The following is a 17157-nucleotide window of genomic DNA, read 5'->3' on the forward strand; positions in this document are numbered from 1 at the left end:
CCGACGCCGATACGCGGCCGCTTGCCGGCGCCCCGCGAAAGGCATAGGATAAATGCACAGACGCTAGCGGGAGAGACCGGCCGCAAGGCCGGCGCCGAAGGAGCAACCGCCCCGGAAACTCTCAGGCAAAAGGACCGCCTGCGTCTCTGCAAATTCCGAAGAGCGACGGCCATTCATCGGGCGTCCGCCGAAGGAGAAAGTGGCCGCCGGAAATTCCTCCGCGACTGCGAAGCTCTCAGGCTCATGACGGGAGGGGCATGAACGACGCCCCCGCTGCGGCGGGGCGAAAGGATCGTCATGACCTCCATCGCCGTCATCGGCGCCGGCATCACCGGTGTCACCACTGCCTATCAGCTCGTCCAGCGTGGCTTCGACGTGACCGTCTTCGACCGTCATGCCCATGCCGCCATGGAAACCTCCTTCGCCAATGGCGGCCAGCTTTCGGCCTCCAACGCCGAGGTCTGGAACCAGCCGAGCACCTTCCTCAAGGGCCTGAAGTGGATGCTGCGCAAGGATGCGCCGCTGCTCGTCCATCCCTCGCCCTCCTGGCACAAGCTGTCCTGGATGATGGAATTCGTCCTCGCCGCGCGCAGCTACGAGGCCAACACCATCGCCACCACCCGGCTGGCGATCGCGGCGCGCCGGCATCTGCTGGACGCGGCCGAGCGCGAGGGCTTCGACTTCGACGCCGAGAAGCGCGGCATCCTGCATGTCTATGAAAGCCGGGCGGAGATGGCCCATGCCGCCGGCGTGAACCGGCTCCTGGCCGAGGGTGGCCTGCGCCGCGACGCGGTGACGCCCGCCGAGATCGCCGCCATCGAGCCGACCATCCGCGGGGATTTCGTCGGCGGCTTCTTCACCGAATCCGACTTCACTGGCGACATCCACAAATACACCCGCCACCTGGCCGAGGCCTGCCGGCGGAAGGGCGCGACCTTCGCCTTCGATGCCGACGTGCGCAAGCTCGCCTCGCGCGGCGCCGACGGCGTCGACGTGACCTGGAAGGATGGCCGCCGGCCACAGGACGCGCCGCGCCAGCAGCGCTTCGACGGCATCGTCGTCTGCGCCGGCGTCGCCAGCCGCGCCTTCGCCCGCCAGCTCGGCGACCGGGTCAACATCTACCCGGTGAAGGGCTATTCGGTGACGGTGAACCTCACCGATGAGGCGAGCCGGGCCGGCGCGCCCTGGGTCAGCCTCCTCGACGACCACGCCAAGGTCGTCACCAGCCGCCTCGGCGCCGACCGGCTGCGCATCGCCGGCACCGCGGAATTCGCCGGCGAGAACCGCGACATCAAGGCGGCCCGCATCCGGCCGCTGGTCGAGTGGTGCCGCACGCGCTTCCCGGAGATCGCGACGGTTTCGGTCGTGCCCTGGGCGGGCCTGCGCCCGATGATGCCGAACATGATGCCGCGGGTCGGCGCCGGCCGGGCGGCCGGGGTGTTCTACAACACCGGCCACGGCCATCTCGGCTGGACCCTGTCGGCGGTGACGGCGGACATGATCGCCGGCGAGGTCGAGGCCCGCTATGCCCGCCCGCGTGCCGCCGGTTTCAGGCAGATGCCCGCCGAGACGGACCTGCCGGCCGCCGCCTGACGTTGCGGCTTCGCATACATCCACCCCGACCATTTCGGCCGTCCCTCGCCTGAGGGGCGGCCGTTGTTTTCTCCCCGCCTGCTTCGATCCGGCGACACTGGTCGCGGTGACGGGACGGGAGGGAGCGATGAGGGTGGATCAGGCGGTTCTCGGCGCAGCGCGCCATGTATCGAAGACGAGCGGCATCGACGCGGCGGTGCTGGTCGCCGTCGCGCTGGTGGAAACCAACGCGGTGGCGTTCGCGCGTATCGGCGATCGCCGCGAACCGCTGATCCGCTTCGAGGGCCATTATTTCGACCGGCTGCTGTCGGGGGCGGCGCGGCAGCGCGCCCGGGCGGCGGGGCTAGCCGATCCGCGGGCCGGGCGTATCCGCAATCCCGCCTCCCAGAGCGCGCGCTGGAAGCTCTTCGACTCGGCGGCCGCGATCGATGCGGCGGCGGCCGCCGCGTCGGTCTCCTGGGGCCTTTGCCAGGTGATGGGCTCGCACTGGAAGGCGCTCGGCTATGGCGATGCCGCCGATCTCGCGGCCTCGGCGCGCGCCTCGGCCGAAGGGCAGTTCGAGATCGCGGCGCGGTTTCTCGCCGCCGGACGGCTCGCCGATCGCCTCGTCAACGGCGACGTCGCCGGCTTTGCCCGGCGCTACAACGGCCCGGCCTATCGCCGCAATCGCTATGACGAAAAGATCGCGGCAGCCCTGCGCAAGGCGAGAAGCCTGCTGGGTACGGACCCGGCGACCGGCGAGTTGCGCCGCGGGGCGCGCGGCGACCGTGTCCGCCGGCTGCAGGGCGCCCTCGTCGCCCATGGTCACCGCCTCATCGTGGACGGCATCTTCGGCGCCGGGACCGAGGCCGCGCTGACGAGTTTCCAGGCAGCGCACGGCCTGCCGGTCTCGGCGGCAGCGGATGCCGCGACCATGGCGCGGCTGGGTGTTTCGGCAAAGCCCTGCACCAAGGTCCGCTAGCCGGCGGAGCGGCGATCCGCGCCCGGCGGCACTTCCTCCGGCTCACGCGGTCGGCGAGAAACCGGTCGACTTTCGTATCGATCCTGTGGCCGCGGGCGTTCCGGATGCTATGTACTGCAACCGAGATGGTACAAGAATCCGCATTCCCCCCCGCCCTCGACACGACCCGTCACGCCGTCTTTCTGGACTTCGACGGGACGCTGGTCGAGCTCGTCGACGATCCGCAGGCCGTGGTGATGCAGCCCGCTGCCCAACGGGAGCTGGCCGGCCTTGCCCGGAAGCTGGACGGCGCGCTCGCCGTCGTCAGCGGCCGCCGCATCGCCGATCTCGACCGCTTCCTGTCGCCCGACCGCTTTGCCGCGGCCGGCGTCCACGGGCTTGAGCGTCGGCGCAGCCCCGACGGCGCGGTGGAGATGCTGGCCGGTCCGGAGACCCTCGACCCGGTGCGTGACCGCATCGCCAGCGCGGTAGAGTCCGCCCGGCGCCTGCATCTGGAGGACAAGGACACCGCCCTCGTCCTGCATTACCGCACGGCTCCGGACCTGCAGGATCTGGCCGAGCGCATCATGGCGCAGGCGACCGAAGGCCGCGACGACCTCGTCGTCATGCATGGCGACTGCATCGTCGAGGTGCATCCCGCCGGCATGGACAAGGGCAAGGCCGTCGCCGCGATGATGGAGGATGCGCCCTTTGCCGGCCGCATTCCCGTCTATGTCGGCGACGACACGACGGACGAATTCGCGTTGCGCCACGTGCGCAACCAGGGCGGCGTCTCCATCAAGGTGGGCGGCGCCGAGAAGACCAGCGTGGCGGAGTTCCGGCTGCCGGACATCGCCGCCGTTCACGCCTGGATCGCCGCGGCCTCCTGAGGGAGCGCCGGAGGCTGGACCAAACGGCAATCACGACGACGAAGCCGAAGGCGGCTTTGCAACAGGAGACGGGAGACGATGGCGGACGGGCAGCGGCGACTGGTGGCGGTGTCGAACAGGGTCGGCCCCCTCAATGACGAGGGCAAGGCCGGCGGTCTGGCGGTCGGGCTGTCGGACGCGCTGAAGCGGCGCGGTGGCCTGTGGTTCGGCTGGAGTGGCGACACGTCGGAACAGGGAACCTTCAGCGAAGCCCATACCGAGGTCCAGGACAGCGTGTCGATGACCACCATCGACATGAACCAGGAAGAGCTCGAGGGCTTCTATTTCGGCTATGCCAACCGCTCGCTCTGGCCGCTGCTGCACTACCGGCTCGACCTCGCCCAGTTCGACCGGCAGTCGGAGCGCGTCTACCGCTCGGTGAACCAGCGCTTCGCCGCCCGGCTGGCGCCCATGCTGGACGACGACGACATTGTCTGGGTCCACGATTATCATTTCTTCTTCCTCGGCTCCGAACTGCGCCAGTGCGGCTTCGAAGGCCGCATCGGCTTCTTCCTGCACATCCCCTTCTGCCCGCCGGAAATCTTCACGGCGCTGCCGGCCAGCCACGACATCGTCCGGGCGATGCTTGCCTACGATCTCGTCGGCTTCCAGACCGACACCGACCGGCGCAACTTCCTCGCCTTCTGCATCCGCGAGCTGGGCGGCCAGAAGCTGTCGGACAACCGCATCCGGGTCGGCGACCGGGTGGTGACGGCGCGGGTCTTCCCGATCGGCATCGACGCGCCGGGCTACGAGCGCTTTGCCGTCTCGCCGGAGGCCGGCGAGCACGAGGAGATGCTGCGCGACATGGCCGGCGAGCGGCTGCAGATCGTCGGCGTCGACCGGATGGACTATTCCAAGGGGCTGGTGGAGCGCTTCCGCGGCTTCGAGCGCCTGCTGGAGGATTATCCGGAGAACCGCGGCAACGTGCAGTTCCTGCAGGTGGCGCCGCTGTCGCGGTCCGAGCTCGGCGCCTATGTCGAGCTGCGGCGCGAGCTGGAGGAACTGGCCGGCCATATCAACGGCCGCTTCGCCACCCTCGACTGGACGCCGATCCAGATCATGACCCGCGGCTTCACCCGCCGGGCGCTCGCCGGAATCTACCGCGCGGCAAGGGTCTGCCTGGTCACGCCGCTGCGCGACGGCATGAACCTCGTCGCCAAGGAATTCGTCGCCGCGCAGGACCCCGACGATCCGGGCGTCCTGGTGCTGTCGCGCTTTGCCGGGGCGCGGGCCGAGCTGCCCGATGCGCTGATCGTCAATCCCTACTCCACCGACGATGTCGCGCGCGCCCTGCAGCGGGCCCTGACCATGCCCTTCGACGAGCGCAAGCGGCGCTGGGAGGGCATGCGCGAGGCGGTCTTTGCCGGCACGTCCGAGATCTGGTGCGACACCTTCATCGAGGCGCTGGAAAACGCCGACGCCAGCCTGCCGGAGGACGCGCCGCAGCCGTGATCGGCGAGCGCCGCGAATGATGACAGGTCAGACGGTGGCGGGCCGCATTCGGATCGCCACCGCCAGAGCCACAAGGCCGATCCCGAGCACGGCGGCCGATCCGGCCAGCGCCATGTCGTAATTGCCGTCGCCCGCGACGAGGAAGCCGGCGATCAGCGGGCCGAGCATCTGGCCGAGGCCGAAGCCGGCCGTTAGAACGGCAAAGCCGCGACCGCCGAGACCGTGCCGTCCCAGCGGAATGGTCAGCAGCGTGATGGCCATGAAGGTGCCGCCGAAGAGCACCGCGGCGACGAGCGCCGCCGCGCCGGAGTCCGACACGACCGGCAGCAAGACGCCGACGATCTGCGCCGCATAGGCCGCCATCAGCGCGGCGGAGAAGCCGAAGCGTTCCGCCATGCGCGACCAGAACAGGCAGCTCGGCAGGCCGGCCAGCCCGGCGATGATCCAGACCCAGTCGCCCATGCCCTCCAGCCCCGGCCGCGACTTGACGATGGCAACAATGAAGGTCGCGAAGACCGAATAGCCGAGGCCTTCGCAGCTATAGTTCAGCATCAGCGGCCAGAACGGCAGCGGGCGTGGCACGCGGCGGCGCGGATCGGGTACCCGCAGCGTGGCGGGCAGGTCGCGCTCGCCGATCTCGATGAAGACGATCGGCGCCAGGATCGCCGTCAGAAGGCCGGCCGCCATCCATAGCCCGGCCGAATCGATGAAGGGCGCGGCGAAATGCACCAGCAGCCCCGATCCGGCAATGCCGATGCCGACGCCGCCGAACATCCAGCTCAGCCGGGCTTCGGCGCCGATTGCGGCGAGGGCTTCGGCGACCATGCCCGCGGCGGCGATCATGGCGAAGGCGCTGGCAAGGCCCGAGACAGTGCGCAGGACCAGCCAGAGCGCCAGATCGTCGGTTAGCCCCATGGCGAAGGTGGTGACGATGCTGGCGACGATGCCGATCCGGAAGGCGGCGAGCCGCGGGGCGCCCCGGCTGATGAAGGTCGCCATCAGCGAGCCGGCGAGATAGCCGGCAAAGTTCGCCGCGGCGACGATGCCGGCGATGTCCGGCCCGAAGCCGTAATCGCGCTGCATCAGCGGCAGCAGGGGCGTGTAGTAGAAGCGGCCGACGCCCATGACGATGGCCAGCGTCAGGAAACCGCCGAGGAGCATTCGATTGGTCGGGTGCATGGCACGCACTGGTCATGTGGAGCGAGCACGGCGCTCGGTTGGCCGCTTGTAGGCCAGATGTCCACGAGACGATATGCCCAGCCGCGCATGCGGCCCTGCCCGCCAGCGCATGGCCGCCCCTGCGTTGGACAGCGCTCTTCGGAATCGGTGGCGTCCGCCCTAGTTGCGGACGCCATACACCAACGGGATGTGAGGACGGCATGGACGATCAGAGCGGCAAGCGGCGCCTCGAAGCGCTCGACATGAGCGCCAAGCTGGGCGGCAAGGAATACGACGCCCGGCTCGAGGCCGTGCAGCTTCGCTTCCGACAGATCCAGCAGGCCTATCTGAACAGCAAGGAAAAGGCCGTTGTCGTCTTCGAGGGCTGGGACGCGGCCGGCAAGGGCGGCGCGATCCGCCGCATGGCCGCCGTCATGGATCCGCGCGGCTTCAAGGTCTGGCCGATCGCCGCTCCGACGCCGACCGAATTGTCGCATCATTACCTGGCACGGTTCTGGTCGCGCCTGCCGGCCAAGGGCGAGATCGCCGTCTTCGACCGCTCCTGGTACGGTCGCGTGCTGGTCGAGCGGGTGGAGGGCTTTGCCAGCGAGCCGGAATGGCGCCGGGCCTATGACGAGATCAACGGCTTCGAGAAGCTGCTGGTCGACGACGGCGTGAAGATCGCCAAGATCTTCCTCTATATCGACCGCGACGAGCAGCTCGACCGCTTCGAGCGGCGCCTGCACGACCCGTTGAAGCGCTGGAAGCTGTCCTACGAGGATTTCCGCAATCGCGACAAATGGGACGAGTATCTGACGGTGGCCGACGACATGCTGGATCGCACCGATACGGCCGCCGCGCCCTGGACGGTGATCGCCGCCAACAGCAAGAAATATGCGCGGGTCACGGCTCTGGAGACCATTGCGGACCGGCTGTCGGCCGGGGTGAACCTCGCACCGGCCGAGCTGGACCCGGAGCTCGAGAAGCGCTTCACCGCCGAGATCGCGGCGGCGAAGCCCGGCTGACCGGGCGTGCCGTGACGGCAACGCGAGCGGCGTCTAGGGCAGGATCTTCTTCAGCGCCTGATCGATCAGCGCGTTGGCGATCTGCATCCGGGTCGTCGCCTGGACGGGAAAATCGTGGCCGTAGCCGTCGGGATGATTGCGCCGGGCAAAGCTGCGGCGCACGCCCTGCAGTTCGGCGGCCGTCATGCCCGGCCGCAGGCCGAGTTCGTGGAGGATCACCGCCGGATCGACGCTCGGCGGCTGCGCCGCATCGGGCAGATCCATCGGCTCCGGCGTCACCGGCTTCTTGCGGGCGCTGCCGGCCGTGGCCGAACGGGGCGGAACGATGCGGGCGAAGGCCGACCAGAATCCCGGCGAACTGCGAGGACCCGCGCCGTTCTGCGCCAAGGCCGCTTCGGCGGTGGCGACCTCGTCGAGGATCTGTTCAAAACTTGGGGCGGGCATCGTCGGTCACTCGGTTCATTGCGTGCCGATCGTCGCCGGAACCGATGAAGCGCCCGTTAAGTGGGCGATACCCGTGTCCCGTAATGGTTATCGGGACCTGTTCCGCCGATCGTCACAGACGAAACACGCGGCGGCGACGGAAGTTGCGAGGTTCCCTCAATGCCGTGGCAATAGCCGGCGACATGGTTACCGCCGGGTTCACGGATTCGCACATGAGCGCCCATGCGCGCGGAACCGGACCGCGGGGTCCGGCGTTGCTGCCTGCCTTCTTACCCAGGAAACCTGATTCATGATCGACTCGCCCAGGCAGTCAGCCCCGCAAGTGCAGCAGCGCGCCGTGGTCCGCGAAGGGCGGCCCTTCCCCCTCGGCGCCACATGGGATGGCCTCGGCGTCAATTTCGCCATCTTCTCGGCCAATGCGACCAAGGTCGAGCTCTGCCTGTTCGACGACGACGGCGTCACCGAGCGCGAGCGGATCGAACTGCCCGAATATACCGACGAGGTCTGGCACGGCTATCTGCCGGAAGCGCGTCCGGGCACCGTCTACGGCTTCCGGGTCCATGGACCCTACGAGCCCGAGGCCGGCCACCGCTTCAATGCCAACAAGCTGCTGATCGACCCCTATGCCAAGCAGCTGGTGGGCAATCTGGAATGGGGCCCCGAGCTGTTCGGCTACCAGCTCGACCATGCCGACAAGGATCTGTCCTTCAACGACCAGGACAGCGCGCATCTGATGCCCAAGTGCCGGGTCATCGATCCGGCCTTCACCTGGGGCTCGGCGACCCATCCCATGGTGCCGTGGGAGCGCACGATCACCTACGAGATGCATGTGAAGGGCTTCACCAAGCTCAACACCCGCATTCCCGAGGCCGAGCGCGGCACCTTCGCCGGTCTCGCCCATGCGCGCGTCGCCGAATATCTGCGGGCGCTCGGCGTCACCTCGGCCGAGCTCCTGCCGATCCATGCCTTCGTCGACGACAGCTACCTGATCGAGAAGGGGCTGAAGAACTACTGGGGCTATAACAGCCTCGCCTTCTTCGCCCCAGCGCCGCGCTATCTCCAGACGCCGTTCGTCAACGAGTTCAAGGAGATGATCAACCAGTTCCACAATGCCGGCATCGAGGTGATCCTCGACGTGGTCTACAACCACACCGCCGAAGGCAACGAGCTGGGCCCCACGCTCTCCCAGAAGGGCATCGACAACGCCAATTACTACCGGCTGCTGCCCGACCAGAAGCGCTACTACATCAACGACACCGGCACCGGGAACACGGTGAACCTGTCGCATCCGCGGGTGCTGCAGATGGTGGCGGATTCCCTGCGCTACTGGGTCAACGAAATGCGCGTCGACGGCTTCCGCTTCGACCTCGCCACGATCCTCGCCCGCGAGCCCCACGGCTTCGACGAGGGCGGCGGCTTCCTCGACGTGTGCCGCCAGGACCCGGTGCTGAGCCGCGTCAAGCTGATCGCCGAGCCGTGGGACATCGGTCCGGGCGGCTATCAGGTCGGCCAGTTCCCGCCGGGCTGGGCCGAGTGGAACGACAAGTTCCGCGACACGGTCCGTTCCTACTGGAAAGGCGACGACGGCGTGCTGCCGGAGTTCGCCCGCCGCATCTCCGGATCGGGCGACCTGTTCAACAGCCGCGGCCGCAAGCCTTGGGCGAGCGTCAACTTCATCACCGCCCATGACGGCTTCAACCTGAACGACCTCGTCTCCTATAACGACAAGCACAACGAGGCGAATGGCGAGGACAACAACGACGGTCATTCCAACAACCATTCCTGGAACCACGGCGTCGAAGGTCCGACCGACGATCCGGAGATCCAGGAGCTGCGCGAGCGCCAGAAGCGCAACATGCTGGCGACGCTGCTCCTGTCCCAGGGCACGCCGATGATCCTGGCGGGCGACGAGTTCGGCCACACCCAGGACGGCAACAACAATTCCTACGCCCAGGACAACGAGATCAACTGGCTGGACTGGAACAACATCAGCAAGGACGGCCGGGCGCTGCAGGAGTTCACGCGCAAGCTGATCGCCGTGCGCCGCGCCTATCCGATCCTGCATCGCGGCCGCTTCCTCGTCGGCGAGTACAACGAGGAACTGGACGTCAAGGACGTGACCTGGCTGTCGCCGACCGGCGACGAGATGGCGCAGGAGCAGTGGGACGAGGAGGGTGCGAAGTGCTTCGGCATGCTGCTCGACGGCCGCGCCCAGCCGACCGGCATCAAGAAGCGCGGCGACGACGCCACGCTGCTGATCATCACCAATTCCTACCACGACGTGGTGGAGTTCACCCTGCCCGAGGTGCCGGAAGGCAAGCGCTGGGTCTGCCTGATCGACACCAACACGCCGGATCGCACCGACGTGCCGTCCTTCAAATTCGGTGAGGTCTTCGAGGTGACCGGGCGCTCGTTGCTCGTCTTCGTTCTCAGCCAGGAAGACCGGCAGCCGAAGAACCTGCGCGAGGCGATCGGCGCCATCCTCGACATCAAAGAGCGGCCGCTGGACATCTCGCGGCCCTGAGGGCGCGGGCCACGGCCCGTCGCATCAATCCGGCTCGTTCGCGCCTTCCGGCGCGTGCGGGCCGGTGTCGTTTTGAGTGCCCTTCGCCGCGTTCGGATCGTAGGTGACGAAGAAGGTCCAGATCGCCCAGACCGCCGCGGCCGCCGTGACGATGCCCCAGAAGGACGCGGCGTGGAACCACTCCAGCGCCGACCAGCCGATCAGCGACGCGACCAGGCAGACCCGCACCCAGAGCGGGCGGTAGAACGGGTGCGCGGCCTCGTTGCTGCTCATCATCTGCGCAAAGTCCTCATCGTCGCTGCATCGTGACAGGCCGGCCAACCAGACCGGCCGCCAACGTCATCCACCATAGCCGAGCGCCGCCGGCAGGGCGAGGGTGAGCTGGGGAACGTAGGTCACCAGCAGCAGCACCACGACCAGCGGAATGAAGAACGGCACCAGCGCGCGGGCGAGCTGCGTGACCGGCAGCTTGGCGACATCCGCCACCACGAAGAGGCACAGCCCCACCGGAGGCGTGATCAGGCCGATCATCAGGTTCAGCACCATGACGACGCCCAGATGCAGCGGGTCGACGCCAAGCAGCGTCGCCGAGGGCAGCAGCACCGGGGCGAGCATGATGATCACCGGCGCGGAGGCCATGAAGCAGCCGAGGCCGAACAGGATGAGGTTCACCAGCAGCAGGAAGACCCAGGGTTCGGCGGAAAAGCCGATGATCGATTCGGCCAGATGGATCGGCACCTGCTCGGCGGTCAGGATCCAGCCGAGCAGCGCGCTGGCGGCGATGATGAACAGGACGTTGGCCGAGCTGCGGGCGGTTTCCATCACCAGTTCCGGCACGTCGGCCCAGCGCACTGTGCGATAGACGAACTTGCCGAGGATGAAGGCGTAGAGAACCGCGAAGGCCCCCGCTTCGGTCGGGGTGAAGACGCCGCCCAGAATGCCGCCGATGATGATCACCGGTGTCATCAAAGCGAGAAAGGCGTGGACGAAGGACGCGCCGAGCTCGCCGAAGCCGAAGGGCTGCGAACGGCCATAGCCCCGCTTCATCGAATAGACGGCGACCATCACCATCAGCGCGCCGCCCATCATCAGGCCGGGCACCAGCCCGGCGGCGAAGAGCCCGCCGATCGAGACGCCGGCGGTCAGGCCGTAGATGACGAAGGAGATGCTGGGCGGGATGATCGGCCCGATGGTCGAGGAGGCGGCGGTCAGGGCAGCGGCGAATTCGACGTCGTAGCCGTCCTCCTTCATCGCCTTGATCTCGATCTTGCCGAGCCCGCCGGCATCCGCCACGGCCGAACCGGACATGCCGGCGAACAGCATGCTGGCGACGACGTTCACGTGGCCGAGGCCGCCGGGCACAGCGCCGACGATCGCCTTGGCCAGGCGAAAGATGCGGTCGGTAATGCCGGCATGGTTCATCAGCTCGGCCGCCAGCATGAAGAACGGGATCGCCAGCAGCGGGAAGGAATCGATGCCGGTCGCCACGCGCTGGGCCGCGATCAGCGGGTCCATGCCCATGACCAGCACCACGTAGCCGAGGCCGACCACCACCATGACGGCGGCGATCGGCATGCCGGCTGCCAGCAGCAGGAAGAAGACGAGAAGATAGGTCATTACTGATCCCTCAGATCGCGGGACGCGGTCGGATCGTCGGGACGGACCTCGCCACGCAGGGCGTAGCGGGCATCGTGGACCGCGTGGATCACAAGGTGCAGGACGAGAATGCCGACGCCGGCCGGCAGGCTGAGATAGATCGCCGAATAGGGGATCTTCAGCGCCGTCGAGGTCTGGTTGGCCGCCAGCCCCATCAGCCGGATGCCGAGCCAGGCGAGATAGGCGAAGCCGAGCGCCGCGATCAGCTGCATCAGCGCCGAGAGCGCAAGGCGCAGGCGCGGCGGGGCGAGGACGAGAAAGGCGTCGACCTTCATCAGGCGGCGCCCGGCGGCCAGATGTGCCGCCGTCATGAAGGTGACCCAGAACAGCGAGATCTGGGCGACCTCCTCAGTCCAGCCGAGGGAATAGCCGAAGAAATAGCGCGAGATGACCTGCAGCCAGGCCGACGAGACCATGGCGAGAAAGGCGAGGATGATGACGAACGCGACCAGCCGGTTGAGCAGGGCGAGCGCGCGCGCCGGGCCCGGCCGGTCGGCAGTGGACAGGGACATGTTTCGCCTCTCAAGCGGTCGCGGATATGTCTCAGACAAGCATTCGGCGGCGCGCGGCAGGCCGGGGCCGCCGCGCGCCGCCGACGGGGATCACATGGATTTGGCGGCTTCGAAGACGTCGTTGCCGATCACCTCGCGATAGGCCTCGTGGACCTCTTCGGCGCGTTCCTTGAAGCCGAAGACGTCCGGGTCCTCGACGATGGTCATGCCCTTTTCGCGCAGCAGCGCGACATACTCGCCGCTGATCCTGCTCATCTTCTCGGCATGCCGGGTTTCAGCATCGGCCGCAGCGTCGACGATGACCTTGCGGTGCTCCTCGCTGAGGCTGTCGAGGAAGCTCACGCTGGCGTTCAGGAAGAGCCGCGTCTGCATGTGGTTGGTCAGGGACAGATTGCCGGCGACCTCGTAGATCTTCCAGTCGTGCATGACCTCGATCGGGTTCTCCATGCCGTCGACCGTGCCGGTCTTCAGCGCCAGGAAGAATTCCGACGAGGACAGCGGCGTCGGCTGCACGCCGAAGGCCCGCCAAGTGTCCATGTAGATGTCGATGCGCGGCACCCGGATCTTCAGGCCCTGGATGTCGTCGACCGAATTCACCTCGGTCTCCTTGGTGGACAGGATGCGCGGGTTTCGGTTGAGGAAGGCGAGCGTGCGCACGCCGGCCTGTTCGGCCATGTCCTCGGTCCAGCCCTTGGCGGTGTCGCTGGCGAGGAACGCGTTGAGGTGGTCCTGGTCGCGCCAGAAGAAGGGCAGGTTGATGATCGACCATTTCGGATAGAAGTTCGAGACGATCTCGCCGTTGAGGGCAAGCTGGGTCAGTCCGCCCTGCAGCTGCTCGAACACCTCGCGGTCCTTGCCGAGGGTGGAGTTCGGGAAGATCTTGACGGTGATCTCGCCACCGGTCTCTTCCTTCACCTGCTCGGCGAACTCGACCAGCGTCTCGTGGCGCGGATCGTTGATCGGTGCGAGATGCGCCAGATTGATCTCGCGCGCATCGGCCTGCGCCGTCAGCGCACCGCCCAGAAGCAAGGCCATCGCGGCCGTCATCATCTTCATGGTCATCTCTCCTCCCTAGAGCCAGTGGACCGCACATGCGAAGAGCGGACCGGCACGATGGGTGCCGCTGGCCGCCTTCGCGCTCCCCGCGATCCGGCCGCACTATGGTCGCATGCCAGCGCATTCGTCAATGCATACGTTAGATTGTACGGAAAGAATGCGCGGTGGCAGGCTGGGAGATCTGGCGCTGAGGCACCTTCACTTGAGGTTCCGGGAGGCGATTGGGCGAGCGCCATGACTGATCGGCGATCATCGCGTGATGTGTCCGTCGCTTACAGCGAACATATGGTGACGGACCGCCCCTCAGGCGAAGGCAGCGGTCTCCGTCATCGACGCCCGAGCGGCATCAACCGGTCGCTCAGTCGCGGTTCCGGATCCGCGAAAAGGCCCGCCCCAGCCAAGCGTTCTGCCGTTGGCGCAGACGGCGATAGGCCGGCAGCTGGACCAGCACCATCAGGATAATGGCAAGGATCAGGATCAGGCTGACCGGACGGGTGAAGAAGCCGGTGACATCGCCCTGCCCCACCATCAGCGCGCGGCGCAGATTGGTATCGGCCATCGGCCCGAGGATCACCCCGATGACCAGCGGCGCGATGGGATAGTCCATCTCGGTCAGAAGGTAGGCGGCAAGCCCCACCAGCACCATCAGGTAGAGATTGAAGACGCTGAGGCCGAGCGCATAGGAGCCGAGAACGCTGATCACGGCGACGACCGGCATGAACAGGGTCACCGGAATGCTCAGCACCCGCACCACCTGGCGGGCGAGGAAGATGCCGTTCAGCCACATGGCGAGCGACGCCAGCACCATGATGGCGGCCAGTTCGGTCAGGAAGGTCGGGCGCTCAATGGAGACCATGGGGCCCGGCGTCAGGCCGTGCAGCATCAGCGCGCCCAGCAGCATGACCGCCGGCGGGCTGCCGGGGATGCCGAGCGTGACCAGCGGGATCAGCGCACCGCCGATGCAGGCATTGTTGGCGGTTTCAGCGGAGATCAGGCCGGCCGGTTCGCCCTTGCCGAACTCCTCCGGGGTCTTCGACATGCTCTTGGCGGTGCCGTAGGAGACCCAGCCGGCGATGTCCTCGCCGATGCCGGGCACCGCGCCAATGCCGACGCCGATCAGGCCGGACCGCACGATATGGCGCAGATTGCCGAAGATGGTGCGGAAATCGGGCAGCACCCGGCCGACCTTCTGGATCGGACCGGCGACGTGCCGCTCCTGCAGCGACCGGATGATCTGCGGCACGGCGAAGGCGCCGATCAGCACCGGCACCACCTCGAGACCGGAATCGAGTTCCGGCAGGCCGAAGGTGAAGCGCGGAAAGAACATCAGGAGATCGCGCCCGACTGTCGACAAAGCGAGACCGATGAAGCCGGCGATCCAGCCCTTCAGGACCAGGTCCGGGCTGGTCAGGGTGCCGGAGATCAGGATGCCGAACAGGGCCAGGACGAAGAATTCGTAGGAGGTGAACTGCAGCGCCAGTTCGACGATCAGCGGCGCCGAGACGACCAGGGCCAGCATGCCGATGACGGTACCGATGAAGGAGGCGGTGGTGGTCAGTCCCAGCGCGCGGCCACCATCGCCGCGCCGCGCCATCGGGTAGCCGTCGAGGGCAGAAGCGGCAGAGGCGGCCGTGCCGGGAATGTTCATGAGGATGGCGGAATAGGAGCCGCCATAGACCGCGCCGACATACATGGACAGGAGCGCGATCAGGGCGACGTCGAGGTCGAAGCCGTAGGTCAGCGTCGCCAGGAGCCCGACGCCGAGGGTCGCCGTCAAGCCGGGCAGCGCCCCGAAGACGATCCCCAGAAGGCTCGATCCGATGAGGAGCGCCCAGTTGGACGGGCTCGCCAAGAGCGTGCCGAGGGCCGCGAAGAACGAACCGAAGGTGTCGAGGAGCCACATGGAGATCGCCTAGAAACTGGAGCGGAGCAGCGCCCGGACATGGTCGCTCGCCACGATCGTCAGCCCCTCGTGGGGAAGCGGCACCAGGAGCCCGTATTTGAAGACGATGCCGAGGATCAGTGGCGCGAGGAGGCTGAGGCCGACGCATTGCCTTGCATGGCGCGCGGCATCCTTCGGCATGCGGGTGGCGCGCAGAAGCGCGGCGCAGGCGGCCAGGACGGCCAGCCAGATCAGCGCGTCGACGATCAGCGCGGCAGGCGTCCGCACGCCGGTCTCCACTCCGAGGAGCGCCGCCCCGCCGACCGCGAGGGACACGCCGAAGAACAGCGCCAGGATCAGCCGGGTCGCTGGCGCAGCGGTGAGGTGGAAGAGCGTCGCGAAGGCCAGCAGGAACAGCGCCGTCGCGGCGATGAAGTCGACCCGTGGCACGAGGGCGTAGACATAGAAGACGATGAGCGCGGCGATCAGCCAGAAGGTGGCGCTGCGCTCGGACAGGCGGCCGGGCGCCATCTGGCGGATCGACGCCAGCGCCGCTGCGGCCCCGCCGGCGCGCCGGGCGCGGGCCAGCAGCATCAGGCTCAAGACGACCAGGCCGGTGGCGACGATGAGCGGAAACAGCGCCGGCGACACGTACCAAGCGTTGCGCACGCCGGCATAGCTGCCCTGCAGGGGGTAGGTCAGCGACCGAACCAGCATCGCCGTGGCGGCGGCCAGAATGGCGAGCCCGGCCCAGAAATCGGCGCGGGCGTCCTTGAGCGAGCGATCTCGATCCATGCCCTGCGGCACTCCTCACATTCCCGGAAAGGCCGGGGGCAAGGCGGCCTGGCCGCATCGCCCCCGGTGATGGTCCTGTCGGGTCTGCCGGTTACGGGCGCGGAATCCCCAGTTTCTCCGGGCTGACCGTCGCCGCGCCGAGATCCTCGAGCGTCCAGGCGAACAGCGATTCCAGCCGGTTCATCTCGGCACTCGCCTCTTCGCCGGTGAGGCCGGACAGGGTGTAGTGATTGTCCGCCGCCCATTCGACGACCGCGTCGGTGGCCATGGCCGCATCGAAGGCGCTGACCAGCTTGGCCTTGACGTCGTCGGGCGTGTCGGCCCGCACGGCGAGGCCGATGGCCTGCTTGACCGGCAGCGTCTCGGTCAGGCCCGGATAGGCGTCGAAGGCCGACGGCACGGTACCGATGTCGGGAAGCTCCGTGGCGTCCGCCACCAGCATGGCGAGCGGCCGCAGACGCTTGGCCTGGATGAGCTGCTGCTGCTCGGCGAGCGAGGTGACGACCAACGTGACCTCGCCGGAAATTGCCGCATTCTGGGCCGGGGCCGAGCCGGTATAGGGAATGAAGTTGAACTCCGTCCCCGTTCCCTTCTGCAGGGCCAGAAGGTTGAGATGGTGGATCGAGCCGGCCGCACTGGCGCCGGCGCGAATGGTGCCGGGAGCCTCCTTGGCGGCGGCGATGAGCTCGTCGAGGGTCTGGTACGGGGCGTTCGCCGAGACCGAGATGATTTCCGGCGAGCCGCCGACGAGGAAGAAGTCCCAGACGTCCATGCGCTGGTCCCAGCCGCCCTGGATGCCGGCGGTGACGACGGATTCCGAAATGCCGGCCAGCGTGTAGCCGTCGGCGGGCTGCGAATGGACGTAGCTCATGCCGACCGACCCGCCGACGCCGCCGGTGCGGTTGGAGACGTTGATATTGACGCCCAGCCCGTCCTGCATCTCCGCCGAAATCAGCCGGTTCAGCGTGTCGGTTCCGCCGCCGGCGGCCCAGACGACGACGTTGGAGATGTCGCGATCCGGGTAGTCCTGCGCCATTGCGGGCATTGCGAGGGCCCCGGCCAGCAGCGCTGCCGCGCCTGCAGTTTTCCAGTCAAGCATCTGATTTTCCTCCCATGAGACGTTCCACTCGGTATTCCTCCGACCTCCCAGTCGGAGCAATCTCGGCACATTGTATGCGCTTATGTATT

General features: G+C 67.5%; 15 protein-coding genes and 1 riboswitch. Of the genes, 6 read left to right on the forward strand and 9 right to left on the reverse strand.

Going from position 1 to position 17157, the window contains the following annotated elements:
* Positions 1-57: 57 nt before the first annotated feature.
* Positions 58-147, forward strand: a riboswitch (glycine riboswitch).
* Between the two features lie 150 nt (positions 148-297).
* The 4 genes from H536_RS0112100 (at position 298) to H536_RS0112115 (ending at position 4917) form a co-directional block, all read left to right on the forward strand.
* A complete protein-coding gene (locus tag H536_RS0112100; protein WP_024350714.1) occupies positions 298-1593 on the forward strand; it encodes a D-amino acid dehydrogenase in 1296 nt (431 codons plus the stop codon).
* 127 nt (positions 1594-1720) lie between these two features.
* On the forward strand, positions 1721-2554 hold the full coding sequence (locus tag H536_RS0112105; RefSeq protein ID WP_024350715.1) for an N-acetylmuramidase domain-containing protein: 834 nt from the start codon (positions 1721-1723) through the stop codon (positions 2552-2554).
* Between the two features lie 125 nt (positions 2555-2679).
* Entirely contained in the window at positions 2680-3423 is a 744-nt protein-coding gene (gene otsB / locus H536_RS0112110) for a trehalose-phosphatase (RefSeq protein WP_024350716.1), read from the forward strand.
* Between the two features lie 78 nt (positions 3424-3501).
* Positions 3502-4917, forward strand: coding sequence for an alpha,alpha-trehalose-phosphate synthase (UDP-forming) (locus H536_RS0112115; RefSeq protein ID WP_024350717.1), 1416 nt, complete (start codon positions 3502-3504; stop codon positions 4915-4917).
* A gap of 27 nt (positions 4918-4944) precedes the next feature.
* Here the strand turns inward: H536_RS0112115 and H536_RS0112120 are convergent, their stop codons facing one another.
* Positions 4945-6078, reverse strand: coding sequence for a YbfB/YjiJ family MFS transporter (locus H536_RS0112120; RefSeq protein ID WP_051141588.1), 1134 nt, complete (start codon positions 6076-6078; stop codon positions 4945-4947).
* A 218-nt stretch (positions 6079-6296) separates the two neighbouring features.
* On the opposite strand from H536_RS0112120, the gene H536_RS0112125 reads away from it, so the two are divergent.
* Positions 6297-7100, forward strand: coding sequence for a polyphosphate kinase 2 family protein (locus tag H536_RS0112125; RefSeq protein WP_024350719.1), 804 nt, complete (start codon positions 6297-6299; stop codon positions 7098-7100).
* Between the two features lie 33 nt (positions 7101-7133).
* Here the strand turns inward: H536_RS0112125 and H536_RS23285 are convergent, their stop codons facing one another.
* Complete coding sequence (locus H536_RS23285) at positions 7134-7544, reverse strand: hypothetical protein (protein WP_024350720.1); 411 nt, start codon at positions 7542-7544, stop codon at positions 7134-7136.
* A 289-nt stretch (positions 7545-7833) separates the two neighbouring features.
* Here H536_RS23285 and glgX point away from each other — a divergent pair, with 289 nt between their 5' ends.
* Entirely contained in the window at positions 7834-10068 is a 2235-nt protein-coding gene (gene glgX, locus H536_RS0112135) for a glycogen debranching protein GlgX (protein ID WP_024350721.1), read from the forward strand.
* A gap of 24 nt (positions 10069-10092) precedes the next feature.
* Here the strand turns inward: glgX and H536_RS23290 are convergent, their stop codons facing one another.
* The 7 genes from H536_RS23290 to H536_RS0112170 all read right to left on the reverse strand — a co-directional run bounded on the left by H536_RS23290 (position 10093) and on the right by H536_RS0112170 (position 17068).
* Positions 10093-10344 carry a hypothetical protein gene (locus tag H536_RS23290; RefSeq protein WP_060576925.1) on the reverse strand — a complete coding sequence of 84 codons (252 nt, stop codon included), beginning with the start codon at positions 10342-10344 and terminating at the stop codon, positions 10093-10095.
* A 63-nt stretch (positions 10345-10407) separates the two neighbouring features.
* Positions 10408-11685, reverse strand: a complete 1278-nt coding sequence (locus H536_RS0112145) for a TRAP transporter large permease (RefSeq protein ID WP_024350723.1) — start codon at positions 11683-11685, stop codon at positions 10408-10410.
* On the reverse strand, positions 11685-12236 hold the full coding sequence (locus tag H536_RS0112150; RefSeq protein ID WP_024350724.1) for a TRAP transporter small permease: 552 nt from the start codon (positions 12234-12236) through the stop codon (positions 11685-11687). The genes H536_RS0112145 and H536_RS0112150 overlap by 1 nt, the downstream gene beginning before the upstream one ends.
* A gap of 90 nt (positions 12237-12326) precedes the next feature.
* Positions 12327-13292 carry a TRAP transporter substrate-binding protein gene (locus H536_RS0112155; RefSeq protein ID WP_162142663.1) on the reverse strand — a complete coding sequence of 322 codons (966 nt, stop codon included), beginning with the start codon at positions 13290-13292 and terminating at the stop codon, positions 12327-12329.
* 358 nt (positions 13293-13650) lie between these two features.
* Positions 13651-15195, reverse strand: a complete 1545-nt coding sequence (locus H536_RS0112160; RefSeq protein WP_024350726.1) for a tripartite tricarboxylate transporter permease — start codon at positions 15193-15195, stop codon at positions 13651-13653.
* A 9-nt stretch (positions 15196-15204) separates the two neighbouring features.
* Positions 15205-15969: a hypothetical protein gene (locus H536_RS0112165; protein ID WP_024350727.1), complete on the reverse strand. Its 765-nt coding sequence runs from the start codon at positions 15967-15969 to the stop codon at positions 15205-15207.
* Positions 15970-16060: 91 nt separating this feature from the next.
* Complete coding sequence (locus tag H536_RS0112170) at positions 16061-17068, reverse strand: Bug family tripartite tricarboxylate transporter substrate binding protein (protein WP_024350728.1); 1008 nt, start codon at positions 17066-17068, stop codon at positions 16061-16063.
* Positions 17069-17157 lie beyond the last annotated feature (89 nt).

This window comes from Aurantimonas coralicida DSM 14790 (genome assembly GCF_000421645.1).
Classification (GTDB): domain Bacteria; phylum Pseudomonadota; class Alphaproteobacteria; order Rhizobiales; family Rhizobiaceae; genus Aurantimonas; species Aurantimonas coralicida.